General features: G+C 51.0%; 21 protein-coding genes and 2 riboswitches. Of the genes, 7 read left to right on the top strand and 14 right to left on the bottom strand.

The window, feature by feature from the left end; translation table 11 throughout:
• Positions 1 to 72: 72 nt before the first annotated feature.
• The 3 genes from DFP97_RS00480 to DFP97_RS00470 form a co-directional block, all read right to left on the bottom strand.
• Positions 73 to 1,695: an ABC transporter substrate-binding protein gene (locus DFP97_RS00480; RefSeq protein ID WP_114378026.1), complete on the bottom strand. Its 1,623-nt coding sequence runs from the start codon at positions 1,693 to 1,695 to the stop codon at positions 73 to 75.
• A 107-nt stretch (positions 1,696 to 1,802) separates the two neighbouring features.
• Positions 1,803 to 2,690, bottom strand: a complete 888-nt coding sequence (locus DFP97_RS00475; RefSeq protein WP_114378025.1) for a carbohydrate ABC transporter permease — start codon at positions 2,688 to 2,690, stop codon at positions 1,803 to 1,805.
• A 24-nt stretch (positions 2,691 to 2,714) separates the two neighbouring features.
• Positions 2,715 to 3,701 carry an ABC transporter permease gene (locus DFP97_RS00470; RefSeq protein WP_114378024.1) on the bottom strand — a complete coding sequence of 329 codons (987 nt, stop codon included), beginning with the start codon at positions 3,699 to 3,701 and terminating at the stop codon, positions 2,715 to 2,717.
• 209 nt (positions 3,702 to 3,910) lie between these two features.
• Between DFP97_RS00470 and DFP97_RS00465 the strand changes: the two genes are divergently transcribed.
• Complete coding sequence (locus DFP97_RS00465; protein ID WP_114378023.1) at positions 3,911 to 5,539, top strand: response regulator transcription factor; 1,629 nt, start codon at positions 3,911 to 3,913, stop codon at positions 5,537 to 5,539.
• Between the two features lie 21 nt (positions 5,540 to 5,560).
• A complete protein-coding gene (locus DFP97_RS00460; RefSeq protein ID WP_114378022.1) occupies positions 5,561 to 7,306 on the top strand; it encodes a sensor histidine kinase in 1,746 nt (581 codons plus the stop codon).
• Between the two features lie 137 nt (positions 7,307 to 7,443).
• Here DFP97_RS00460 and DFP97_RS00455 read toward each other — a convergent pair whose 3' ends face one another.
• The 7 genes from DFP97_RS00455 to DFP97_RS00425 form a co-directional block, all read right to left on the bottom strand.
• On the bottom strand, positions 7,444 to 10,506 hold the full coding sequence (locus DFP97_RS00455; RefSeq protein WP_114378021.1) for a CBM35 domain-containing protein: 3,063 nt from the start codon (positions 10,504 to 10,506) through the stop codon (positions 7,444 to 7,446).
• A gap of 336 nt (positions 10,507 to 10,842) precedes the next feature.
• A complete protein-coding gene (locus DFP97_RS00450; RefSeq protein ID WP_114378020.1) occupies positions 10,843 to 11,664 on the bottom strand; it encodes an AraC family transcriptional regulator in 822 nt (273 codons plus the stop codon).
• Between the two features lie 90 nt (positions 11,665 to 11,754).
• On the bottom strand, positions 11,755 to 12,234 hold the full coding sequence (locus DFP97_RS00445; RefSeq protein ID WP_114378019.1) for a heme-degrading domain-containing protein: 480 nt from the start codon (positions 12,232 to 12,234) through the stop codon (positions 11,755 to 11,757).
• Between the two features lie 31 nt (positions 12,235 to 12,265).
• Entirely contained in the window at positions 12,266 to 12,919 is a 654-nt protein-coding gene (locus tag DFP97_RS00440) for an SGNH/GDSL hydrolase family protein (protein WP_114378018.1), read from the bottom strand.
• A 92-nt stretch (positions 12,920 to 13,011) separates the two neighbouring features.
• Entirely contained in the window at positions 13,012 to 13,428 is a 417-nt protein-coding gene (locus DFP97_RS00435; protein WP_114378017.1) for a VOC family protein, read from the bottom strand.
• 21 nt (positions 13,429 to 13,449) lie between these two features.
• Positions 13,450 to 13,956 (bottom strand): GyrI-like domain-containing protein, encoded by a 507-nt coding sequence (locus tag DFP97_RS00430; RefSeq protein WP_114378016.1) that lies wholly within the window; start codon positions 13,954 to 13,956, stop codon positions 13,450 to 13,452.
• 150 nt (positions 13,957 to 14,106) lie between these two features.
• Positions 14,107 to 15,993, bottom strand: a complete 1,887-nt coding sequence (locus tag DFP97_RS00425) for an LTA synthase family protein (RefSeq protein WP_342773235.1) — start codon at positions 15,991 to 15,993, stop codon at positions 14,107 to 14,109.
• A 187-nt stretch (positions 15,994 to 16,180) separates the two neighbouring features.
• Between DFP97_RS00425 and DFP97_RS00420 the strand changes: the two genes are divergently transcribed.
• Positions 16,181 to 16,945, top strand: coding sequence for an exodeoxyribonuclease III (locus DFP97_RS00420; protein ID WP_114378015.1), 765 nt, complete (start codon positions 16,181 to 16,183; stop codon positions 16,943 to 16,945).
• Between the two features lie 62 nt (positions 16,946 to 17,007).
• On the opposite strand, the gene murI is transcribed toward DFP97_RS00420, so the two are convergent.
• The 3 genes from murI to DFP97_RS00405 form a co-directional block, all read right to left on the bottom strand.
• Complete coding sequence (murI, locus tag DFP97_RS00415) at positions 17,008 to 17,808, bottom strand: glutamate racemase (protein ID WP_114378014.1); 801 nt, start codon at positions 17,806 to 17,808, stop codon at positions 17,008 to 17,010.
• A gap of 325 nt (positions 17,809 to 18,133) precedes the next feature.
• A complete protein-coding gene (locus DFP97_RS00410; RefSeq protein ID WP_220271111.1) occupies positions 18,134 to 19,720 on the bottom strand; it encodes a phytoene desaturase family protein in 1,587 nt (528 codons plus the stop codon).
• Between the two features lie 94 nt (positions 19,721 to 19,814).
• Complete coding sequence (locus DFP97_RS00405) at positions 19,815 to 21,152, bottom strand: ATP-binding protein (RefSeq protein ID WP_114378012.1); 1,338 nt, start codon at positions 21,150 to 21,152, stop codon at positions 19,815 to 19,817.
• A gap of 172 nt (positions 21,153 to 21,324) precedes the next feature.
• On the opposite strand from DFP97_RS00405, the gene DFP97_RS00400 reads away from it, so the two are divergent.
• The 4 genes from DFP97_RS00400 to DFP97_RS00385 all read left to right on the top strand — a co-directional run bounded on the left by DFP97_RS00400 (position 21,325) and on the right by DFP97_RS00385 (position 24,217).
• Positions 21,325 to 22,122, top strand: coding sequence for an ABC transporter permease (locus DFP97_RS00400; protein WP_114378011.1), 798 nt, complete (start codon positions 21,325 to 21,327; stop codon positions 22,120 to 22,122).
• A 10-nt stretch (positions 22,123 to 22,132) separates the two neighbouring features.
• Positions 22,133 to 22,951 (top strand): ABC transporter permease, encoded by an 819-nt coding sequence (locus tag DFP97_RS00395; protein ID WP_245975837.1) that lies wholly within the window; start codon positions 22,133 to 22,135, stop codon positions 22,949 to 22,951.
• 21 nt (positions 22,952 to 22,972) lie between these two features.
• The gene (locus DFP97_RS00390) at positions 22,973 to 23,953 is read left to right on the top strand and encodes an ABC transporter ATP-binding protein (protein ID WP_114378009.1); all 981 of its coding nucleotides are present in this window, start codon (positions 22,973 to 22,975) and stop codon (positions 23,951 to 23,953) included.
• A 72-nt stretch (positions 23,954 to 24,025) separates the two neighbouring features.
• Positions 24,026 to 24,217 (top strand): hypothetical protein, encoded by a 192-nt coding sequence (locus DFP97_RS00385; protein ID WP_114378008.1) that lies wholly within the window; start codon positions 24,026 to 24,028, stop codon positions 24,215 to 24,217.
• Between the two features lie 154 nt (positions 24,218 to 24,371).
• Here the strand turns inward: DFP97_RS00385 and gcvH are convergent, their stop codons facing one another.
• Positions 24,372 to 24,761, bottom strand: a complete 390-nt coding sequence (gene gcvH, locus DFP97_RS00380) for a glycine cleavage system protein GcvH (RefSeq protein ID WP_114378007.1) — start codon at positions 24,759 to 24,761, stop codon at positions 24,372 to 24,374.
• A 293-nt stretch (positions 24,762 to 25,054) separates the two neighbouring features.
• Positions 25,055 to 25,151, top strand: a riboswitch (glycine riboswitch).
• 3 nt (positions 25,152 to 25,154) lie between these two features.
• Positions 25,155 to 25,266: riboswitch (glycine riboswitch) on the top strand.
• Positions 25,267 to 25,288: the final 22 nt, after the last annotated feature.

Below are 25,288 nucleotides of genomic sequence, written 5' to 3'. Positions count from 1 at the left end.
CCTCTCCCCGAAACCGAATTAGCGTGATGAAAGGAAAAGGCCAGCAACGCTGGCCCCCTCCCCTCTAACCTCTTACTGCCACAATTCCGAGCGAGCCGCGAAGTTCGCCGTGTACACCTCTTCTACTTTCTCGTCGCCGGCCGCTTTCATGTCGGACAGCATTTTGTCGAAGATCGCACCTGCTTCCTCGGCCGAAGAAGCCATGATCGCTTTCGTAAGCGCCTGCTTCGTAATGTCGTTGATCTTCTGCTCGCTCAGCGCTTCCGGCGTGCCGCCTTGCGGGCTTAAGCCGTCGTAAACCGCCGTGTCGAATACCGAATCCGACAAGTTTTTGATCGCCATCTGGTCGATCGGGGAACGCTCGTAACGGCCAGGGAGATCATATGGCGTGCCGTCCGCACCAGGGCCGTTTTTAATGAACCAAGTCCACTTGCGGATGCCCGTTTTCTTCGTGTAAGCCCCCCAGTCGTCCTTGAAGCTTTGGAGCACTTCCGGACGCGGCGTATGCTTGCCGTCCTTCATATCCCAGTGCGTGCCCTCAATGCCCCACATGAGCAAGTATTGCCCTTCTTCGCTGGCCAGGAAGTTGATGAACTGCATCGTGCGTTCCGGATTTTTGTTCTTCTTCGTAATAGCGATCGCATCCCAGCCCAGGGAGCTGCGTCCGCCGTACGTCGTCTTCGACGGATCGAGGCCGTCTGCGACGACTTTGTAAGAGAACAGCTGCGATTCCTCGCCGATGTCCTTTTTGATAATCGTGTTGGAATTTCCGAGATCCCAGTACGCGCCCGTCGAGGAGAAAATCGTGCCTGTCGCAATCTTCTGCTCCCACACTTGACGTTTGTTGATCGCCCACTCCTTATCCATCAAGCCCGAGCGGTACAGATCGTTCATATATAGAATCATGTCGCGGTATTTCGGGTTTTTCACATCGTATTGCAGCTTGCCGTCGGTCTCGTAATAGTTAGTCAAGCCGAACATGCCCTTGAATGTGCCCATCGTACCGCCGAAGTTCTCGCCGTCCATCGTGAGGGCGATCGTTTCTTTGCCGTCGATTTGCGGGTATTTCGCTTTAAAGTCGCTCAGCAGCTTTTTGTACTCGGTCGCCGTGAACGGCACGCCGCCTTCCGCTTTGTCCGGAGCAAGCTCCTTCAAGATATCCTTGCGCATATTGAAGCCGAACACCGGCTCGTGCTCAAGGCCGTACCAGTTCGACAGGTAGTAGTTGTTGCCGTCCTTGTAACGCGTCTTGTTCAGCACGTCGCCGTACATCATCGTCACGTCATGCCCGTAATCCTCAATGAGTTTATTAAGAGGAATGATAGCGCCAGCCTCGATATACTTCGCCACCAGATCGCTGGAGCGGTCGAACATGATCATGTCCGGAAGGTCCTCGCTCGCCAGCATCAGGTTCAGCTTCTCCGTCGGATTGCCGGTCGGCTGCTGAATCTCGATCGTGACGCCGGTCCGCTTCGTAATCTCCTTCGCGATCTCATTGTCGAATTTGTCGCCCGTGTTTTTATCGAAAAACGTAATCGTAATCGGCTCCGTGCCCGGCTCGGTGGTGCCTTCCGCACCGTTGTCCGGCTGATTGCCATTGCTCGGTTTATTGGATGAGTTCGAAGCGCAAGCGGACAATAAGGATACCAACATTACAGCCGTCAGCATCGAGAGCAGCCATTTTTTTGCGTTCATGCAAAATCCCCCTTATTCGTTGTCGTCATTTTATCAGAAAAACGTTCCGTACTCCTAATACAATCGGCGCAACACCTCCCAAACGGAATTCGCGAGCGGGCAAGTCATCAGCTCTTAACCGCGCCCAGCGTCATGCCTTTCACAAAATATTTTTGCAGGAACGGATACACCATAATGATAGGCAGCGTAGCGACCATCGTGGCCGCCATCCGGATCGTATCCGGTGACACGGCCAGCCGCTTGGCGGAGTTGGCGATTTGCTGCGCGTCCCCGACCATCGACCCCGTCTGGTATTGGTTCAGGATTTTAACGAGTACGGCCTGCAGCGTCTTCAGCTCCGGATTGTAAGTGAAAACGTACGAATCGAACCACGAATTCCAATGGCTGATCGCGGTGAACAGGCCGATCGTGGCCAGCACCGGCGTCGTAAGCGGAAGAATAATGTGGAAAAAAATTTGCAAATAGTTCGCGCCGTCGATTTTCGCCGATTCGTCCAGCTCCTGCGGCAGTCCCTGCATGAACGTCCGAACGATGATCATATAGAAGACGTTCATCAGTCCCGGCACGATGAACACCATGAAGTTGTCGATTAGGCCGTAGTTTTTGAGCACCATATAATAAGGAATCAAGCCTCCGCCAAAATACATCGTGAACACGAAGTACAGCGTCCAGAACCGGTTCGCGACTAGTTCCTTCTTGCTCAGGGCGAACGACAGCATGCTGATCGTCAGCACGGCCAGCGGCGTACCCACTGCCGTCCGCAGCACCGTCACCTTGATCGCCATCCAAATCTCACTGTCGGTCAGAATCTGGGAGTAGCTCGCTAGACTGAATTCCCGCGGCCACAGGTACAAGTTGCCCCGCAGCGTATCCTCCGCGCTGTTCAGCGAAATAATGAAAATATTCCAGAATGGATAGAAGGTCACGACGAACACCGCAATGATAAACGCATAAACGGCGCTCATAAAGAGAAAATCTTTTTTGTCATTCACCATGGCGCGTTCTCCTCTTCGTTTTTGCTAGAACAGAGACTGTTCATTCATTTTTTTGGCCATCTGATTCACGCTGACGACCAGTATGAAAGCGACGACGGATTTGAACAGCCCGACGGCCGCCCCGTAGGAGAACATGCCGTTCTGCAGGCCATACTTGTACGTGTACGTATCGATGACTTCGGAATATTGCAGCACCGTGTTGTTTTGGAGCAAATATTGCTGATCGAAGCCGGCATTCAGAATGCCGCCAACCGCGAGGATGGCCAAAATAATAATCGTCGGCCGAATCGACGGCAGCGTAATATGCAGCATCTGCTTCAGACGGCTCGCTCCGTCCACCTTGGCGACCTCATATAGTTCAGGGTTGATCGCCGAGATCGCGGCCAAGTACATAATCGCGTTGAAACCCATGTCCTTCCACGTATTCGAGATGGCGATGATCCACCAGAACAGCGGTCCCTTCTGCATGAACTGGATCGGCTCGTCGACGATTCCGAGTCCCGTCAGCAGGTTGTTGATGACGCCGCCGGAGGACAGCATCGTGACGATGATGTTCGCCGCGATGACCCACGAGATGAAGTGCGGCATGTAGGAGACGGTCTGGAACGTCCGTTTGAACCATCCGTTGCGCAATTCGTTGATCATGAGCGCCAGGATGATCGGCATCGGGAATCCGAACAGCAGCGACAGGAAGCTCTGGGCGAGCGTATTGCGCATAATCCGGACGAAGTCGCCGTTCGTGAAGAAATATTCGAACCATTGCAGCCCGACGAAGTCTGTCGTGAAGAACTGGCTGAAGAACGAGCCGCCGCCCGGCTGGTAATTAATGAACGCCATATACAGCCCGAACATCGGCACATAAGAGAACATCAACGTTAAAATGATCGCCGGCAGCATGAGCACGTACAGCAATCGCTGCTCCTTCAATCTGCCCAGCAGTCCACCCCCTCGGGGCGTTCGGACGGCAGGCGCGCTGCGCGGATTAGGTTGCGCTTTCGATAGCATGTTCATCGTGTTGCCTCCCGTTAATTGTTTGCGCTTTCTTAGCTTCGTGTCCTCATTATAGGTCCGGCTCTATGGGGGTTCTATATAAGGATTTAACAATTCGTGCTCCAAAAGCACACACTTCGCCTCTCTCCGTTGTTGAATAACGGCATTGCCGTTAAACTGGAGATAGACTCTTACTTAGGAAACTATTTTCACGAAAAGGCGGTGGCAACATGTACAGCGTGCTGCTGGTCGACGACGAAGCGATCGAGCTCGAAACGATGGTGCAATACGTGCCTTGGGAGCAAGCCGGCATCCGGGTAGCCGGAACGGCGCGCAACGGGAAGGAAGCGGTCGGTAAGCTGACCGAGCTCAAGCCCGACATCATCATAACCGATGTGCGCATGCCGATAATGGACGGCCTCGAATTCGGCCGCCGGGCGAAGCAGATCGACAAGAGCGTCAAGCTTATTTATTTAAGCGGCCATAACGAGTTTCAATATATTAAGTCGGCGCTGAATATCGAAGCAGCCGGCTACGTGCTCAAGCCGATCGACATGGAGGAGCTGCTCGCGCTGCTGGAGAAGGTAAAGCGGAAGTGCGACGAGGAGCAGCTTGCCGGCCAAGGCGGCGGCTGGCTGCTGGAGAAGCTGCTGCTGCGCATCGTACGGGAGCCGCTGGCCGAGCGGCGGTTGGAATGGATTCGCCAATGGGAGAGCCGCGCGGACGGCTTCACCGCGCATCAGCCGTTCGGCGCCGCTTACATCACGTTCGAGCAACCGGCTTTCCCGCACGGCATGAAAGCGGCGGTCGAAGCGCTGCGAGAGGCCGGTGACGGCGTTGCCGGCACGGAATTCGAAGGGTATACGGGAGCCGAGCTCGCTTACGACGCGGCGGAGACGGCGCGCGCCGTACTGAAGCCGCGGCTGGATGCCTCGATCGTTTTGGAGACAGGTGTGAATACGCTATTCGTCATGTTTCAAGGCAAGCCCCAGCAATGGGAAACGGCGTACTGGGAGCTGCTTCGCGAAGAGCTATCACAGGCAACTGGCGGCCATGCGGAATTAACGATCGGCTTGTCCGGCCCTTACAAAGGGTTCCAACTGCTGAAGGAAGCGTATGAAGCCTCGAGACGGTGCAACGACGAGAAGCTCTACCGGCAGGCAGGTACCGTAATCAGCCCCGGTACGGCGGCATCAGCCACGCAGTCCGATATGAATGCGGAGCTGGCATTCGCCTCTCTCATCGCCGCGATCCAGTCGGCCAACGCGGAGCGAACGGGTCAGGCACTTGACGACTGGTTCACCGGGATGCGGCAGGAGCGGACGGAGCGCAATTATGCGGTCCGCGCCAGCATCCAGCTGCTGACCGCATTGGAGCAGCATTTTACCGCGCTTATGGCCGGTTCCGCGCGCGATCATTTGCTTGCGGATCACTGGAAAGAGCTGTCGTCGCTGCCGACGATCGCCCACTTCCATGCGTATACGCTCCGCTTCTGCGGGGAACTGCTGAAGGCGGCAAGCGAGCGCGATCTCGACCGCAATCAGTCGGTGGCCGATCAGATTACGAAGCTTATCGCCGACCGCTATCATTTGCCGATTACGGTGGAGGACATTGCGAAGGAGGTTTATTTGTCGCCGAACTATGTTCGTTCTATTTTCAAGGAAAAGACTGGCGAGACGATTCTCGACTACCTGACCCGCATCCGCATGGGGCATGCCTCCAAGCTGCTCAAGGACCGATCGCTGAAGGTGCGTGAGATCGCCCATAAGGTCGGCTACGAGAACGTGTCCTACTTCTGCTCCGTGTTCCAGAGACACAAGGGCAGCACCCCCAACGAATATCGCAAAATGCATCTATAGGCTGGAGTGGAGTGAATACGTATGAGAAAACTGTCCGGCTGGCTGTTGAAGCCTTTGTATAATTGGCGGCTGCGCGAGAAGCTGTTCGTCATGTTCCTGCTCGGAGGCATTTTGCCGCTGCTTTTCTTCGTTCTGTATTCCTATATGACCATACGCAGCGAGCTGTCCGAACAGATGGTGGCGAATACCGCTTCCACCGTCGCGCAGATCAATACGAACCTCGAGAACAAGCTCGACACCTATACGAAGCTGTCCGCGACGGTATATCTGGACAGTACGCTGCGCGCGTATTTGACGAACGATTATTCGAAGGACCCGTCTTTATTCGTCGATGCCTACAAATACATCAACAACTCGTTCGTGAACATGCTGACGACGAACCCGGACATCGATTCGATGACGGTCTATATCAGCAACGAAACGCTGCCCGCGGACGATCTTTTTATCAAAAGAATGGATGAAAGGTTTCGCGAATCGCTTGCCTACAAGTCGCTTAGTGGCAGCTTCGGCAACGTCCGCTTCGTGACGTCGCCCTCCGAGCCGGACGCGCCACCGATATTCACGCTCTCGCGTATGCTAAATATCAACAGCATGAACAACGCTTACGGCGTGTTGACGATCAATATTTTGGAATCGGATATTTTCCGGCTCATGGAGAAGGAGTCGTCGGACAAGACGGTGCTGATCATTAACGAGCAAGGAATCGTCATGTCCGCCAAGGATAAGAGCTTACTGAATCAGCCGATCGGCTTGCCGGATGTGTTCCCCGCGGATAGCGAAGGGAGATTCGACAGCATGTACAACGGGGAGAAAATGCTCGTCGTTTACAACACGACCAAATACGGGTGGAAAAGCGTATCGCTCGTCCCTTACAGCAGCTTCCTGTCCAAAGCGAACTTGGCCACCAAACGGATCTTCATCTACGCCATGGGCAGTCTAGCCGTCATGGCGCTGCTTATCTACGTGACAGCACGTTTGTTCACGAAACGGGTGGAGACGCTCGTCGGCATGATGAGGCGCATCGAGAAGGAGGAGTTCGAGCTCGCCGACGTCAGACCGCTCGGCCGCGACGAGATAGGACAGATCGGCAACGCCCTGCGCAAGATGGGCCAGCGGCTCAGCTCGCTCATCTCCGACGTGTACAAGAAGGAGATCGACAAGAGGGAAGCGGAGCTGAACGTGCTGCAGGCGCAGATCAACCCGCATTTCTTGTACAATTCGCTCGCCTCCATCTCGTCGCTGGCGATCCGCAACGCGGACCCGCGCATGAACAAGATGGTGACCGATCTGGCGAAGTTTTACCGCATCTCGCTGAATAAGGGCAAGAACACGCTGTCCATTCACGAAGAGCTGCAGTTAACCCGTTACTACGTATCGATTCAGCAAGTGCGGTTCGGCAATCTGCTGCGCGTTCAGTTCGACATTGACGACGCGGTGCTGCCATGTCCGATCATTAAGCTCACCCTTCAGCCCTTCGTCGAAAATTGTATCAACCACGCGATCTGGGATCACGAGCTTGGCGTCAACATCGTGATCCGCGCCTGCCGCGACGGCAGCGACATCGTGCTTAAGGTGATCGACGACGGCATGGGCATGCGCCTCCGTGGCGACAGCGAGCTGCCGCAGAGCGGCGACAAGCTGTCGGGCTACGGCATCCGCAACGTCGACAACCGGATCAAGCTGCTGTACGGCGACACCTACGGCGTCTCCATCTTCAGCCGGCTCGGCATCGGCACGACCGTGTCGATCCGTATTCCAGGGAGATGAACTTTCAGTTTTCATCGGGAGGCTCGGCGCTTTAGCGAGCGATAAGATGCATTATGCGACTTATTGCAACTCGTTCCATTTACCAGACAAAAAGGACCTCAACCCTACAGCTTCGGCGGGATGGGGTCCTTATTCTTTTAACGCTCAACCGTTACTTTATACAGCTTCGACTGCGCGCCTTCCAGGCTCACTTCGAGGGTGCCCTTCGCTTCCAGCTTCGCTCCCGTCCAAGCATCGGTTAACTGCACCTTGGTAGTCGGGTTGACGCCAAGCGCTCGCGCCAAATCTATCGACTTCACCGTAGCCTCGTTATCATAGTTGAAGATCGCGACGTAGTAATCGTCCTTATCTTTCAACATGAATACGTCGGCGGCCGCCGTCCCGGTATTTCCTTCGACCGGCTGGAACGCCTTGCCGATCGTCGCGATCTCGTTCACGCTCTTATTCGTAAGCAGCGACTTCATGAGCTGCTGAGCAGCAGCATCATTGACGTCGTCCGAGCTCATGAACACCGTGCCCGAGATGGCGGCCGCGTTCACTCTCGTCTGCGACGCGTTATAGGATCCGCCCTTCGCAAGCGTCATGTAATCCGGGTCGGTGTAACGATAAATCGTGCCGTTCTGCCACCAGCCGTAAGTCAGGTTGTTAAGCTGGTATTCGGTGCGACCGAGCGAGCCGTCGATATCGCAGGAGATTCGTCTCGCATGGGCGTATTGGCTCGGGAACAGCGGCGCGATCGACGCGCTGATGAACATGCGGCCTCCCAGTACATTGTTAATATGCGCCATGCCTTGGTTGTACGCCTGAATGCCCGTCTGCGCCTTCGGATCGTAATGCTGGCCTTCGAACGAGCCGTGGCTCAGGAAGTCGATCTTGATGTATTCGAAGCCGTAATCGATGAATTTCTTGAAAATATATTCAACCCGCTGCTTCGACCCCAGATGCGTCGGATCGATCGCATAGGCGCCGTCCACCTTCGGCAGCGGATTGCCGTCGGCGCCCCGCAGGATGATGTCGCCATACGTATACTTGCCGTCCGTCCCTTCTACCGGCTGCGACATGTTTTCGCCCCAATAGACGAACGGCCCGTAGTAGATGCCGGCTTTCTGTCCGTTATTGCGGATGATCTTGACCGCGTCGCGAAGCTGCTGATCCGTTAAGTTGTCCCAATACGAATCCATGTTGATGTACACCGTTCCCTTGTTCGAGAACGTCTTCTGCAGATTTTCCTTAAAAAAGTTCGATACGCTGACGACCTTGTCGTAGCTAAGCGAGCTTTCGTACGCGCCCCAGCTGTTCCAGCCGACTGGCACGCCGGAAGGTACGCCCCGCTTGAACTTCAGCGGCGGAGCGACGGCGGCATTCGCCTCGCCGTAGCTTGTAAGCCCGCTGCGGTAATCGTCGTAATAACCGACCGCGATCTGCGGCGACGCAATCGTCGTGCCCGACACCTTGCCATGCGGCAGCGTGTCATGGGTGGACGTCTGCGACGTGAAGCCGCCGTACACCTTCAGCTTGTTGAGGCGGTCGTTCGAGCCGCTCCAATAAATGCCCGTCTTCCACGTATCATGCGTCACCGATCCGATGACGAGTCCGCCTCGGCTGACGTTGTCGTAGATCGCGGTCATCTCCGAGCTGACGTAGTTGTTATTGTTCAACGCCGTATTGATCGTCCGCGCTTGGTAACGCGACCACATATCGTTGTCGAACGGTGTGATCAGCACGCGATTGTCTCCGTAGCTGCCGATGTCCACGCCGCCGGCGGCGTTCACGACGAGCGGAGCGATATCGCTTGCGCTGACCGACGTACCGCTTACAACCTGCTGCGACACGAGGAAATACGGCTGATCCTCGTACAGCTGATAAATTTGTTTCATCGTCGGAAGCCCTTCGCTGCGGTTCTCGATCGTGACCCGGATACCCTGGCCGTGTCCGTCCTTGACCTTCGCCACTTCGCTCAGTTTGAAGAGATGCTCGCCATACTTGCGGCTATCGAGCAATTGTTCGTCAAGCTGGGCCGTCGCGTAAGCGCCCATGACCATCGTCTTGCCGTCCCATGCGTATACGGCCAGCCCCGACTCCGTATTGTACGTAATGCTGTACGACTTCGTCGAGAACACGGCTCCCTTCTCATGAGCGCTCACATTAATCGAGCCGTGCTTCGCAGAGCCGATTACGCCGCCGATGAGACCGATATCGTCGATCGGACCTGGGTCCTCGCCGGGACCGCCCTCCTTCGCGAGCTCGATCTTGTCGATGTCCGGCGACCAGCCTCCGTCATCGTCGAAGGTGATCGTGTTCATGCCGGCCTGAAGCTCCACTTCGACGGAAAATACGCCAAGCGTGTCCCAGTCAGCCGTCTTCGGGAATGCATAGTTTTCAGACGGTCCGTCATTAACCGCGATCGAGACGGGACGCGGATCTCCCGAAATATACGAGACGCTAAGCGTATAGACGCCCGCTTCCTCGGCCGCAACGTCTCTGAAATGAAGCGTCGAGCCGCCCCACAGATTGCCGACCTTCAGTCCGCCCGAGCAGCCAGTCTCCGGCTGGCAGCCGGATACGGAAGCATTGCCCGTCCGCACGTTAACAGAGGCTTCCGCTTCGTAGCCCGACGGTTCTCCCGGCTCGCCCGCTCCTTGGACGAGAACGATCCGGTCGATGTCCGGTGAATAACCGCTTTCGTCATCGAACGAAATCGTGTTCGCTCCCGCCTGCAGCTCAATCTCAATGGCATACGTTCCTAACGTCTCCCAATTTGCCGTTCGCGGCAGATCGTAATGATCACCTGCACTACCGTTCACGCTAACGGCGAACGATCTCGGATCGCCCGAAATGTAGTGCACCGTCATCGTGTAAACGCCGGATTCCTCCACGTCGATCCCGTTCATCGTCAACGACGAGCCGGCCCATAGCCCTCCGACAATCGAGCCTCCCGAGCATTGCGTTGCCTCCGCGCATGTTTTGCGCTCGGCATTCCCGGACAATGCATTGCCCTCCGCCTCGGCCTCGAACGAATAACCTTCGGCTGCAACTGCCGCTGACTCCGCTTCCACCGTCTCCTCCGAGACCGTGCCGGCGGCTTCCACCTGGCCGTCGCCGCCTCTCCATGGAGACAGATAGATGCTCTGCGTCACCAAAAAGGCTGCCAGCAATACAAGCCAGCCTCGAGCGAAACGCAACTTACTCCTCTTTGCCATACGTAATTTCCTCCTGTTCGCCGCACGAATTTATTAAGCGCTTTCAATTGCACTTTCAATGTAAACCAGCGGACAAGCCCGAACAATCCCAATATTTAACGATCGATATTCCAAACCGCCGTATTTGAAGATATTGCTTATATTTTCCAAAACGCAGGTGACCAGCCAGCCTCAAAGAAGAGGAGCAAGATCTGCCTCGAAGCAATGCGGTAATTGCACTTTTACCGGAACGGAACAGCACCAGCTTCTTTCAAAATAAAAAGCACCTTAAGGTGCTTTATCATTCATAAGGACTAAGTCCAACTTTATTTCATTCGTTAAAGTGAAAAGCTTTCATTAAGAATTACCATTAGAAATATCCCTGTATTCGCTCGGCGATAAAGCTGTGTACTCCTTAAACAAGCGTGAAAAGTAAGTTGCATCCATCCCCAGAGATTCCGCGACAGCTGATACGCTTAGAGATGTGAACGACAGAAGCTGTCTCGCTTTGTCCATACGCTTGCGGTTCACGTATTGAATGGGCGAAAGTCCTGTCGCATTTTTGAACATGCGTATAAAGTAATTAGGATGAAAGTGAACCAGCTGAGCCAGCGTATTCACCGTAATATTTTCAGCTAGATGTTCCTCGATATAAGTAAACAAGACATTCATCTTCTCAAACGAGCTTGTTGCAGGAGTGTTTATTTGAACCTGTCCGGCTTGCTCCAAGTACATCGCCAAAATTTCTAGAAAGGTAGCCTGTACATGCAGCTCAGCGGTCCATTCATCGCTCTCGTGATAATGAATAAGCTGATCGAATTTATCCTTTAACGCAGGATGATCAGATACCGTTGTAATAGTAGGCGTTTCAAGCACATGAAAAAGGTTGAAATTATCCAGCTTCGCCGTGAAGTGGCACCAGTATTTGCCGAATGTATTCGAATTAAGCGTACCATACGACTGGACAACGTCAGCAGGCAGCAAGCATAGGTCGCCGGGCTTCGGATAATACTTGCGATTCCCGACCTTAATGTACCCTTCACCCTCCTGGATATAATAAAGCTTATTTACGTCTGGCGTATAATCATCGTCAATCCAAGTAATAGGCACCTTCGTATATTTTGCTATTGTGACGTGCAATTGCAAACCGGTCAGATATGATTTCCAAAATGATTTCATGCTAGCGTCCACCGATACTCACGCCCTCCACGTTAGAGCAAAAGCCGAGACACCAATGCGGTTGGCTCCCGGCCTTTGCTTTACATTGTACTATTTTGTTTCGGGTGACAAAAAGCGCCGAAGCACCTTAATAAGCAGATCATGATCTTCCTGATCCGGCAATCCGGATACCGTGACCGTTCCAACCTGCCCTTCCCCTTGGACAAAAAGCGGGAAGGCCCCTCCAGCTCCTACATAGTCCGCGATAGGAAGACCATATTTCTCCTCCATCGTTTGTCCTTCGCTGCGAAGACGGCATGCAACATGCCAGGAGCTGGAGCCAAAATAGTTCGTTACGTTATTTTTACGCCGGATCCAATTCTCGTTTTCGACCGAAGTTCCTTCCATGGCATGGAGAAACAACCGTTGACCCGCTCTCGTAATATCTACCGTAATACTCTTCCCGTTTTTCCGAGCCTCTTCCACGATCAGGAGACCCAATTTCAACGCTGTCTCGTTTGAAAAAGAAGTAAATTTAAGCTCTTGCTCTTCCTGTTCCATTTGCAGCAGCTGCTGCTCCATACTTGTCATTGGGTTGAATCCATCCCCTCTTACGATTAAATTACGAAATTGCTAACTTACTGTTTAATACGACCGATAGCCATTGTCTAGCGATTAGTTCATGACCGGCTGCGGTTGGATGAACGCCATCCCACAGCCAATAAGAGGCATCCGCACGCTGACATGCTTCGTCGAACACCTTTTGAAGAGGAACGAATACGGCACCGAACTGCTCCGCAAGCTCGCGAACCGTTTGCTGGTATGCTGTCATAAGCTCCGACCAAGCATCCCAATTCCGCGAAGGCGCACCGGTGTTAAGAATAAAAGGCTCACATAACACGAGTCCCGCATTCGGCAGCACTTCTTTCGTTTCCTCCAAAACATGGCGGTAAGCGCGCTCGAATCGGTCCGTTACGCCGCTGGGCTCTCCGCTCATCGTTCTCCATGCGTCATTCACACCGATTAAAATACTAATAAGATTCGGATTCAGGCTGATGGCATCCTCATTCCATCGTGCATACAAATCAGAAACCCGGTTCCCGCTAATACCGCGGTTATAGAATACCGGCTGCTGCTCAGCCCATTCGCATCCCAGCCTTGCTCCGACAATATAAGCATAACTATGTCCTAGTATATGGTTTGGATCATCATTTCTCCCTCTTGCTCCATCGGTAATAGAATCGCCTTGAAACAGAATAACCCGTTTGCCCGTCATATGTATCTCCTTTTCTTCACACGATTTTTCACGCTATATTCCATTACCCTATTATAAAGGCTGTATGGTCAAAGCTGTAGAAAAGAATGACATTATTCAAAATGTTCTTCCGCCAGAGTTTGTTCAATTAACGGGGTGACCTCAATGAGCGTGATCGGATGACCGTCCGGGTCGTAGACGTCGAACATGTAATGATGGTTCCATGGCGAGATCCACTCCTCCAATTCTGTCACCTTAAACCCCTTTAACCCAAGTTGCTTATGCATTTCTTTGACGTCTGTCGCATTGAGGCTAAAGGCGGGATGCTCGAGAACCTGCACTTCATCAGATTCAATTAACGTCATTAACGGCCAGCCGTCATGCTCCGGGCTAGGAAAAAATGTCGCTCCGCGCCCTGGGTCCCACTCTTCGATTCCACGTAATCTTAAGCCAAGAGCTGAATAAAACGAAATGGATTGTTCTAAATGGGTTACACGAATAAAAATGCCTCCAAGCAATTTGACCGGCATCTTCTTTCCTCCTCGAGTTTATTATTTTATAAAAATCGGTCCCAGAACACCCAGTGCAATATGGTCTCCCGGTTTACAATCGTTATCAAAGCGGTACTTTTCAAGCACCATGCCGTTCTCTTTGGCCGCAATTTGATTCGCTTCCCGGAATTGGGCAAGCATGGCATAAGGGTCCGGATCCCATGGATGAGGGCCTTCGTAGTAAACGGCAGCATACGTGGATTCGGGGATCGTGAAGCCCATCATGCCTTCCGGGATATCCGACAGCTCGCTGACCTCCAGACAATAGAAGTAGGTAAACATAACTTCGCAGTTGTACCAAGGCACCCAGTACGTATCCGGATCGACAGCATGCTGAATTTCGCCTTTCCGCTCTATGAATAGCTGTTTGGTTCTCCCGATTTTGCTGAAATCCTCATCTTTAAAAGAGACATTGACGGGAAACCCGACCATTTTCATTTCACTCAATTTGATAATCTCAACTTCCCCTGCCTTACCGGATGTCATTACGGATTCGCTCACGATCATCCAACCTCTCCACTAAAAAATTAGACTAACATTGCATTTGACCCATATTTTACCTATGAGTAATTCGCTTACCGAATGCGGAATCCTGCATTTCTTAGCAACAAAAAGAGCGCTCCTTATCCTAACGGACAAGAGGCGCTCTATGTTCTTCTATTGAGCCCGCTTCGGAAGCAAACGGACATATTCATCCGAGAGCTTCATCAGCTCCAAAATATAATCATAATCGTTTCGATACATACTGAAGTCGGTTACCGGTTCCATCGTTCTAATATCAACGGCGGTACCGTCCTCGAAGCCTTTGCCGGGCACGAATAAAATGTCATTGTTGAAAAAGGAGCCGGTCGGGAGATAATACCGCATTCCCACCACATTTCGGTCAATATTAAGCAGATCCTGACCAAATGCGGTATAGCCTCTTTCCTCAAGGGAGATGCCTAGCAAGTTGGAGACGGTTGGCATAATATCGACCTGACCGCCCACCTGATCTACTTCCTTTCCCTCTAATCCCGGCACATGAATAATGAATGGAATGTTAAACCGGCTAAGCTTGTCATGATAGTTAATCCCGAGCTGCGAGCTTACCCATTCGGGATCATTGTCCTGAGACTGGAGGCCGAAGTGATCACCGTATAAAACCAGCAATGTATCCTCCCACATACCGCTCGCTTTGAGTTCATCGATGAATTTCCCAAGCGCGTAGTCGGTATAATTCATCGCCATTAAATAGTCGCCCAGCTGCGTTCCCTGCAAGGAATCCGGCATCGCAATCTGCTGGTAATTTTCCGGTACCTTGAAAGGATGATGGCTTGAGGTCGTAATGAATTGCGCATAGAACGGCTTCTCCTGCTGCCGCAGTGCCTGAAGCTTCTCTAGGCCCACCCGGTACATTTCCTCATCAGAAGCGCCAAAAGAGTTGAAATTGTCGTTGTTATAAAAAGGCTTGTCATAGTATTTGCTAAATCCCAACGCCGGATACATCCGGTTGCGATCCCAGAACGTCACATCGTTAATATGGAACGTGTTAGATTCATAATTGTCCTGCTGCAGCAATCTAGGCAGACTAGGTACGGTTTTGTTCCCGTAACCGGTAGACATAGCAATGACGCCGGTCGGATAGATGGATGTATTAGACATGAATTCAGCATCCGACGTGTTGCCCTGCCCGATTTGTTGGAAGAAGTGCGGGAAGTAGAAGCTCTCTCCTACAAGATCATTAAGCACTGGAGTAATCTCCTTCCCATCAACAGCTAAATGGATCGGGAAGTTTTGGAATGCCTCGAGTTGGACGACGATGACATTCTTGCCCTTTGCAGCGCCAAAGTAATTAGGAGTGCCTGCAGCTACGGCCTCGCCGTCCTGATAAGAATAAGTGTACTGGAGATCTGCAGCAGCAGCAGCCGTCTCCTCTATATTTCCGTTTTTCATCGCGCTCTTTTCCTTACGAGCCTTCATTGCTGCCGCCACTTGATAATCCAGAAAGCCAAGGCTCTCCGCTTGGACAATTTCGTTTGGAATAGTGCTGCCTATACGGATATAGGTTCCCGATACGGCCACGCATAAAATAGCGGCGATAAGGACGTACAATGGCTTTGCAATCCGCTTGCGCCCAGAGCCTCGAACGCCTCGTAACCATTTAATCACATAAACAATTGCTAATATAAAAATATCGAGTAAGAGCAAATAATACGAAGTTTGTAAAGTTGCCCCCACGCTCTCCTTAATCTGCAGCACCTGATCCAGCCCGTGCAGCGCTGTATAAGTAGGAACCGTTCCGTAGTAGCTAAAATATACCGTAGACGCGAAGAGAAGCACCGACACGACCGCATTCAGCACTCCGAACACAGTCCCCTTCCACTTCGCCGAGGTGATCAGTTCAACCACGCATAGCAAGGTCAATACGGCAGCTGCATCTGTAAGCAGCTTGTCCGCCTGAATGCCTTGAAAGACGAATTGGCGGAAAAGGATCATTTTCAACATGATTAAAATAAATAGGAGAATAACCGGTGACCTGCGGTACCCGCTAGATTGAAGCTCCAAGCATACTCACTCCCTTATTAAGAATTTAGAAAAAGAAAATAGCCATCATCGCATGACGGCTAAGCCAATTATTAATATTAAGTAAACATTATAGCATTTAGAACGAATATTGAATAGCGAACTTAAAACATTTTCTATGTTACACTAAGATTGGAAATTATAGCGATCTGCAAGGAGATTGGCAATTATGAAATTAGTATCCTGGAATGTGAACGGTATAAGAGCGTGTGTAAACAAGGGATTTATCGAATACTTCAAAGAAGTGGATGCGGATATATTCTGTATTCAGGAGTCGAAGCTGCAAGAAGGACAAATTTGCCTGGAAATTGGCGAGCACTATCATCAGTATTGGAATTACGCAATGAAAAAGGGCTATTCCGGTACCGCCGTCTTCACGAAAATAAAGCCGATTTCGGTACGGTACGGTCTGGAGGAAGACCATGAGCCCGAGGGTCGGGTCATAACGCTGGAGTTTGAGGAGTTCTATCTCGTCAATGTCTATACTCCAAATGCTAAGCGCGATCTGACAAGACTGGCGTACAGGCTGGAATGGGAGGATCGTTTTCGCGCTTATCTTCAGCAGTTGGACAGCCTTAAACCTGTTATCATTTGCGGGGATTTGAACGTTGCCCACCAGGAGATTGACTTAAAAAATCCAAAGTCGAATCTGGGCAACTCCGGATTTACACTTGAAGAGCGGGGAAAGATGACGGAGCTGCTGGATGCAGGCTTTATCGATACATTCAGACATTTCTATCCCGACCGGACAGATGCCTATTCCTGGTGGTCGTACATGCCTAAGGTGAGAGAGCGGAACGTAGGATGGAGAATTGATTATTTCCTTGCCTCTTCGAGACTGGATTCCTCGCTAATCGACGCACAAATTGATTGTCATATAACAGGCAGCGACCATTGCCCCGTTATTCTGGAAATTGCCGAAATTAAGGTTTAAACTAAAAACCCGCCTCAGGTCCGACTTCACGGCCTGAGGCGGGTTTTTGCCGCTTCATTCATTTATGAATTATGAATCTCCTCGTTCTGCACGTCCATTCCCCGAATGATGGCAAGAGCAGTCTGCATTTTATCCATATAAGCAGCTTCCCCGCCGGTACACATAAACCGTACGCTCCCGCTGCCTCTTCCTTCTGAGATCCCGTAACGGTTCAGCAGCGCAGACAAACGTTTCACCGTCCCGGCGTTACCGTCGACGATTTGAATGTGCGGCGGCAGCATCTCGCGAAGTATCTCCCTATAAAAAGGATAATGCGTGCAGCCCAGCACGATAATTCCATACTGATTTAAGTCATAACCGGAAAGCTTATCCCGGAAGTATTCTCCCATAACACGTTTGTCGAACTGCAAATTTTCACAATAGCTCACAAGCTCCGGCAAGGGCAGCGAATCCACGATACCCTCTTCGTCTACCCGGGATACGAGCGCATAATACTTAGGCATTTGCAGGGTTAAGGGCGTAGCGAATACCAATACTCTTCTGCCTGTCATACGGTTCATTTCCACTGCCGGTTTGACCGCGGGCTCCATTCCGACTATAGGAAAGGAGTATAGGGTTCTCAGCTCTGCTACGCCAATACTGGTTGCCGTGTTGCATGCCACGACCAGCGCATCGATGCCCTCCTCAGCCATTGTCTTTACCGTCTCAAGGATGAACGATCTCACTTCATCCTTCGATTTGTTTCCATATGGTACATGAAGCGTATCCGCCATATAAAGGTAATCCTCGGCAGGGAGCCGCCGAAGAGCTTCCGCCAATACGGTTAATCCGCCGATCCCCGAGTCAAAAAAACCGATTTTCATATGTCATCGATTCCTATTCGTATGTAATGAAAAGATATACACAGCATATCGCGACATGAGCCTCCAAAGCAATGATAGTCTTTTCCAGCTTTTAAGTCCGGTCAAGCGAATAGAACGTTCCTCCGCTATCCGTAAAAGAGACGCTTCCCGCCAAATCGGAACGAGATCACTTAAATAAGGGATGCAAATCACGATTACGTGATTGCATCCCTATCATAGATAGCATTTTCTAAATTTCTCCTGCATGATCTCAAATTTCTTCGGCAGCAATGGCGTGCTTTCCGCTTTCTCCTGTTCCTCAGCCCGGGCGCAGGATTTGGGTAAATCAATCGTTTGACAACAGCTTTTGAGCTACGATATAGCCCGACCCTCCGTTGATTCCGTGACCCGGCCAGGTTGCTGCGCCCAGCAAATAAAGATTCGGCACCTCCGTCTGATGGCTAGGCTGCGACGGGAGCGGCCGGAACAAATAGCTTTGCGCCAAATCATGCGCTCCGCCGTACGGATCGCCTGGACCTGAGTTCGGATTGTATCGCGCAATCGTATCAGGGGTAATAACCGAGTGGCCGATAACCGCGCTTGGGATATTCGGGATATGCTTGCTTACGATTGCCAGCACACGCTCGGTGAAACGCTCGGTGAGATCCGTTGTCCATGTGCCGTCGCCGACATCGATTTGACCGGCGGCGTCGCCGCGGGGACGGCACGGCACTTCAAGCACTTGTATCCGCATTACGGCCTTGCCTGCCGGCGCACGGGTCGGATCCAGATTAGTGGAGCAGTCCACCGTAAAGGTCGGCTTAACCGGAAGTAAATCCGACATCCCTTGCGCAATCGCCTGCGTGAAGCCGTCCAGCCCATCGGTCAAATGCGGCTGACCGACCTTGGCAAAGCGCGCATCCGGCCAACGCGGCGGCTCGCTAAGCGCGAGGTGGATTTGCACGCAGCCCCGGCCGTACCGGAACTTCTTCGCTTGCGTAGTCAGAGAAGGGCTGACTTCCGCATCCGCCAGAAGTGAGAGATAGAGCTGATCCGGACCTGTCGAGGCGACGACCGCATGTTTGGCATGATATTGTTCGCCATCGGATGTTTGCACACCTACGGCAAGTCCATGCTTCACTACAATTCTCTTGGCTTGCGTATGGGTACGGATGGTTCCGCCCTGGTCCTGCACCAGCTGCGCCAGTGCCTGCGCAAGCTTCTCGCTGCCGCCTTCAGGTATGGGCATTCCGCCGCCCATCAGAGCCATCGCAGTGAGCGGAACCCATACGCCGCTTCCGATTTCGTCAGGCGTACGTCCAAGATGCGTGACCCACGGTCCCAGCATTGCGCGAAGTACAGGAGATTGGAAAGAGCTTACAGCGTTACGGGCGGTTGATAACAAAGATGCGGCGAACGCCGAGTAGCCCGGACGCCCGGTATCGTGAAGAAGCTTATTAATAATAGCTGAAGCTTGAGGGCCTGCGAGGTCCATATTAAATAGTGTAAACACATCCCCGGCATAGGGATTGAATTCTTCGAACATACGGGCCAACGCGGCGCCATCACCTGGAGCCAGCCGCTCGGCTTCCGCGATAAGATCCTCAAACGAGCGCGCGAACACTCCCGTCCGCCCGTCTTCCATCGACACGCCCGTCGGAAGCTCCGTATTTATGTAACGTAGTCCTCGTGCTTCAAGAGCTTCCCCAAGGTCTGCATAGGCGGGACCCGTCAGCAACAGCGGGTGGGCCGCTGAGTACACGTCATGCTTAAAGCCCGGGAGTGTGAGCTCCTCTGTGCGCAGAAAGCCTCCCGGCCGATCGTTTTTCTCCAGCACTAACACGGTGCGGCCCGCACGCGTCAAGTAAGCGGCGGTAATTAAGGCATTGTGGCCGCTCCCAATCATAATGACATCGTAGGTTTTCAATTTCATAATCCTCCCTTTCATCATCGGCAGATCCATTCCATTCTAACCGAGGCTGCAGGAGACGTATGCCGGTTCATGTCGACAGGTTACTTGAAATTTATTATTCAATAGGAAGGATGATATCCACGGTTGTCCCTTGGTTAACTTTACTCTTTATAGACATGCTGCCCCTGTGTCCTTCTATTATTTTATTAGTTACCATTAATCCGAGCCCCGTTCCATACTCTTTAGTGGAATGAAAAGGTTCGCCCAGCTTTGGAATTTGTTCCTCAGGAATACCTATACCTTGATCAATAAACCGAATTAATATTTTATTAGGCTGAATATTCTTAACTTGAATAAGGATTACGCCTCCACTATCCATCGCTTCCAGAGCATTTTTAAGAATATTAATAAAAACCTGCTTCAACTGATTTTCATCACACTTTATTAAGGGAATATCACTTTCAAATTCTGTTGCAATTTGCACATTTATAAGATTTGCCTGCGCGCCGAGCAGCAATACGATATTTTCAAGAATACTCTCCAGATTTTTTTCCTCCTGGGAGCGGACGACCTGGGGATTTGAAACGATCATAAATTCATTTACGATGAAATTGATTCGCTCGATCTCGGCTTGCATAATATCAAAATATTTATTGTGACCCAGATTTTTTGAATTTAATAGTTGCAAAAACCCTTTTAAAGATGTCAATGGATTTCGAATTTCATGAGCAACCCCTGCAGCCAACTGCCCTACCACGGAAAGCTTCTCGGACTTCCTGAGCATTTCGTCTGTTCGCTTGCGCTCGGTTATGTCTTTCATCACATTTTGAATCACAGGCTTACCCAGATATTCATCAATACAGATGCTTGAGGTTTCGACTTCTATAATCTCGCCATCCAATCGGATAATCTTCTGCTCAAAGCCTTCCAAACGATCCTCTATCGATGTCATAGATTGATGCCGTTCTTTTTCCTTCTCATGATAGTCAGGGTGTAAGAAATCAAAGAATGGTTTTCCTATCACTTCCTCAACCTTGGCAGCCCCAACTATTTTTAACGCAGCATCATTCGCATAAATCAAAATACCGTCGCTGTGAATGGTTATTGGTTCAGGCGACAGCTTGATAATTCTTCGGTATCTTGATTCGCTGTCACGAAGCATTTCTTCTATTTGATTCCGCTTAAAGTTATTCCGTTTCATAAGTAAATAAAGCATCCAAGCCATTATAAGAATGAATAAACAGCCTTTGATGGTTTGTAATCTGGTAATTATTTCTGCTTCCTTGAAAAAGATAAACAATATACTATCTGTAAATACAATCCATAGACCTGTAATAAACGTGAAGATTAATACGATTTTTAAAATCTCCAGATTTCCATGGGACTTTTTTTGTCTATTTGAGCCCATATTCTTTCCCTTCTTTTCCGTATGAATTTGCTCGTAAAAGCTCATGGTATTCGATTACGCCTCCTCCAACAAGTGAACATTCCATATGAAAGTGAACAATTCCTCCTTTCTCGGGTAAATGATTTGTAAGCAGCTGTATTTTGTTATTGCAACCCTAATTGCACTCTCTTATACTTGATAAATATTTACAGCAGATAACGTATAAAGGGGGTCATCCATGCTTCAGGCTTATTGGTATATTACTAAAATGAGACTGCTTACAAGCTTGGCTTACCGTTTCGAAGTGTTTGCTTCCGTAGGCACCAATCTGATTCTGATGCTGGCATCCGTATTTCTCTGGAAAGCAGCATATGGCGGCGGCATTCAGCAGGTTAATACGCTTAATCTTCAAGATCTCACCACTTACACTATCCTTTCCATCACGCTGTCTTCCATGTTCGTCTGCGGCGTGCAGGATACGATCTATTACAAAATCAGAGAAGGACAAATCGTAACCGACTTTTACCGCCCCATCCCTCTATTCGCTTGTTATTTGGCTGACGATCTCGGCGGGATGCTAAGCGCTCTGGCCAACAAGGTTCTCCCGCTGCTCCTGTTCGCGTCGCTCTTTTTCGGCATTCCTTGGCCTTCGTCCGCCATCAGTCTGCTGCTGTTCATCCCCAGCTGCCTTTTAAGCTACGGCATTCTATGGCTTCTAAGCGCGCTTGTCGGCTTAATTGCATTCTGGGTCATGGAGCTCGGCAACATGGGTATTGTTAAAGACAGCATCGTGCGCGTATTATCCGGGAGCATCGTTCCGCTCTGGTTTTTCCCGGAAAGCGTTCAGACGGTGTCGAAGTTTCTGCCTTTTCAATACACGTACCAGACGCCGCTTGGCATCTACATAGGCACTGTCGGAACAAAAGAAGCACTCGCAGCCATGGGCATTCAAGCCGTATGGATTGCCTTCTTGTTCATCCTGCTTGCGGCCGGTTGGAAGCGAACCAAGACAAAGACCTTAATCCAAGGAGGCTGATTTGCAAAAGATGGTATCCTCAATCCGGCATTACGTCTCCGTTGCAGCCTGCTTTGCGCGTCTGGCCATTCAGCGGCAGCTTGAATATCCGCTGTTTCTGTTTAGCTGGCTCCTTATGATTCCCATTCAATATTTCTCAGGCATCTGGATGCTGAAAATCATCGTCGACCGCTTTCAGCCGCTTAACGGTTGGGATTTTCCCGAGCTCACTTTTTTATACGGGTTAGGGTTAATCAGCCACGGCATTTTTGTCGTCTTCTTCATTAATACGTGGCATATCGACAACATGGTCATTAATGGGGCATTCGACCGGCTGCTGCTGCGCCCGATGAATGTCTTCTTCCAGCTAGTGGCGAGCTATGTCAATTTTATAGGGCTTATCGATTGCATTCCAGGCATTATTATTTTCATTTATGGCTGCCAGCTGGCCGGTTTCGAATGGACGGCCTTTAATATCGTTAAGCTGCTCCTTGTGCTGTTAGGAGGCGTCTTCATTCGCGCCGCTTTATTTATCAGCCTGGGTACGATTGCCTTCTGGACCAAACGGAATGCTTCAATGGTGAGCTTTGCCCTTGCGATGCTGGAACGCGGAACGATGTATCCGCTCAGTATTTATCCGAATGTCATTCAGGTGCTCTTTACCTTTCTGATTCCAATCGGGTTCATCAGCTTTTATCCGGCTGTTGAATTTCTTGGGAAAAGCAGCGGCGGACTGCAGCTTCCGCTCAGCCTCGCATTATGGACGCCGGCGATCGGAATCGTATGTTTCTTATTGTCGCAGTGGGTTTTTCGAATCGGGATGAAAAGCTACGAGAGCGCAGGCTCATAACAAAGCGGGGTGCAGACGAAAATGGAAGCTGTAATCGAGGTAAACGAATTAGTGAAGGAATATATGGTTGCCAAGAAAGAAAGCGGGCTGCGGGGGGCGCTCAAAAGCCTCCTGTTTCCGGAGAAAACGAAGGTAAAAGGAGTCGACGGCATCAGCTTCTCCATTGCGCCCGGTGAGATCGTCGGTTATATCGGCCCTAACGGCGCTGGAAAAAGCACGACCATTAAAATGCTGACCGGCATTCTACACCCCACCTCCGGCTCTATCAAAGTATGCGGCATCTCTCCCCAAGCGGACCGGAAAGCGGTCGTGCGCAAGCTTGGCGTTGTATTCGGTCAGCGTACGCAGCTTTATTGGGATTTACGGCTGGGCGAATCATTCGAGCTCTTAAGGCGCATATACCAAATCGATAAAACGACGTATGAGGAAAATTTGGCTGTGCTGAGCGATGTGCTCAAGCTGAATGAGTTTATTGATACGCCAGTGCGTCAATTGTCGCTCGGGCAGCGCATGCGCGGCGACTTGGCTGCCGCCATGCTTCATTCTCCCGAGGTGCTTTTCCTGGACGAGCCGACAATCGGACTCGATGCCGACGCAAAGCATGCCATTCGCGATTTTATCAAGGAAATGAATCGTAACCGGGGCGTTACGGTTATTTTGACGACACATGATCTGGATGACGTCGAGCAGTTATGCAGCCGCTTGGTTGTCGTTAATCACGGCAAAGTCGTGGAGGACGGCCCGATCGAATCGCTTATTCACAAATTAACGCCGCACCGTCTGCTTGTCGTGGAGCTGCAGCATCCATGCGATGATCTCTCCCACCCTGCTGCAGAAATCATCAAACGGGACGGGCTTAAAATTTGGTACCAGTTCGAGAAGCAGCGCATGACCGCAGCAGAGCTTATTTCCGATCTGTCGCAGAAGCTGCCTATTCAGGACTTGAGCGTGAAGGAACCGGACATTGAAGATGCGATCCGGGAAGTGTATAAAACGACGTAGGAATATTTTCCACCGAAATCTGGAAAAACAATAAGGCTTACGAATCTAAACCAGGTTGCGGAGGTCAAATCAATGGAAAAGCAGACCGGAAAGGGTCACGTCGAATTCAGCCAGTCAGGCGCAAAATTGACAGCGGAAATGCCGGGAGACGCGGAAATGCGGGAACATCTTAAGGAGTGGCAAGAAAACGACGGGTTTAAAGGCGCTTGCGGCATCGTGAATGATGCGGCAAATGAGGATGAGTCTGGGGAAGAAAAAGCTTAGCGTTATTGAGCGTCTATAGAGTAAGGACCGGGAGTCCTCGAACAAGAGGGCCCCGGTAAACAAACTGGGTTCCACATCAAGTGACTTTAATAGGACTTCAAACCGGATTTAATGTCCGCATTCGCTCTGAATTGGGCGAAACTGCATGCCAACGTTAACCAATCAAAGCACGGTATCCTTCCGCTGTAAGCAGCCTGCCGAGTGCTTCCTCCAAATCGCCTTCAACCGCGACCTCAATGATCCAGCCCTCCCCGTAAGGATCGCCGTTCACAAGCTCCGGCTGTTCTACAAGCACCTCATTCACCTTTGTCACTGTACCTGGTACCGGGCAATAGAGCTCGGATACCGTTTTCACCGATTCGATCGTCCCTATGCTTTCGCCCACCGCGACGACGGTCCCAACCTCCGGAAATTCCACGAACACGATATCACCAAGCTGGCTTTGCGCATAATCTGTAATACCGATCCGCACCACGCTGCCTTCTATCTTCAAAGCCCACTCATGCTCGTCGCTGTACCCCAAATGCTCTCTAATTTCGCTCATGCGGAACGCCTCTTTTCTTTGTATTGGATTAGAATTTAGCAATCATTTATAAAAGGACAGGGAAATGGCTTACGCCTTTTCTCTGTCCTCGATACCTGAGAGATTATGAACGACCGTCTGAAGCCGGCTTTTGTTACCCCTTGGCTGCTTTCCTCAACAGAATAAAACAGCGGACGAGCCATGTCAATATAGCTTACAATAAACATTTTCTAATGAAATAATTGTTGACACGGTGCTGCGAACAGCGCTTATAATATTTACAGGAACAGGTAAAACGAAAACCGAATAAGCGGATGATGGTAGCGGGAGAGATTACCGATTACGGGTAACGCCGAAGGAGTAAGCCGGTTAAACGGTGAATCTCTCAGGCAAAAGGACCTTTACCGGACGCATCTCTGGAGAGAATCCTAGGCATAGGATCACCCAAGGGGAAACTCACACATAAGTAACATTTAATATCACTTACTTTATGTGTGGAGGCAACTCTCAGGTACAAAGGACAGAGCAGAAGGACAACTATGCGGGCT

The organism is Paenibacillus prosopidis (assembly GCF_003337375.1).
Classification (GTDB): Bacteria; Bacillota; Bacilli; order Paenibacillales; family Paenibacillaceae; genus Pristimantibacillus; species Pristimantibacillus prosopidis.
This window is presented reverse-complemented; position numbering and strand designations above follow the sequence as displayed.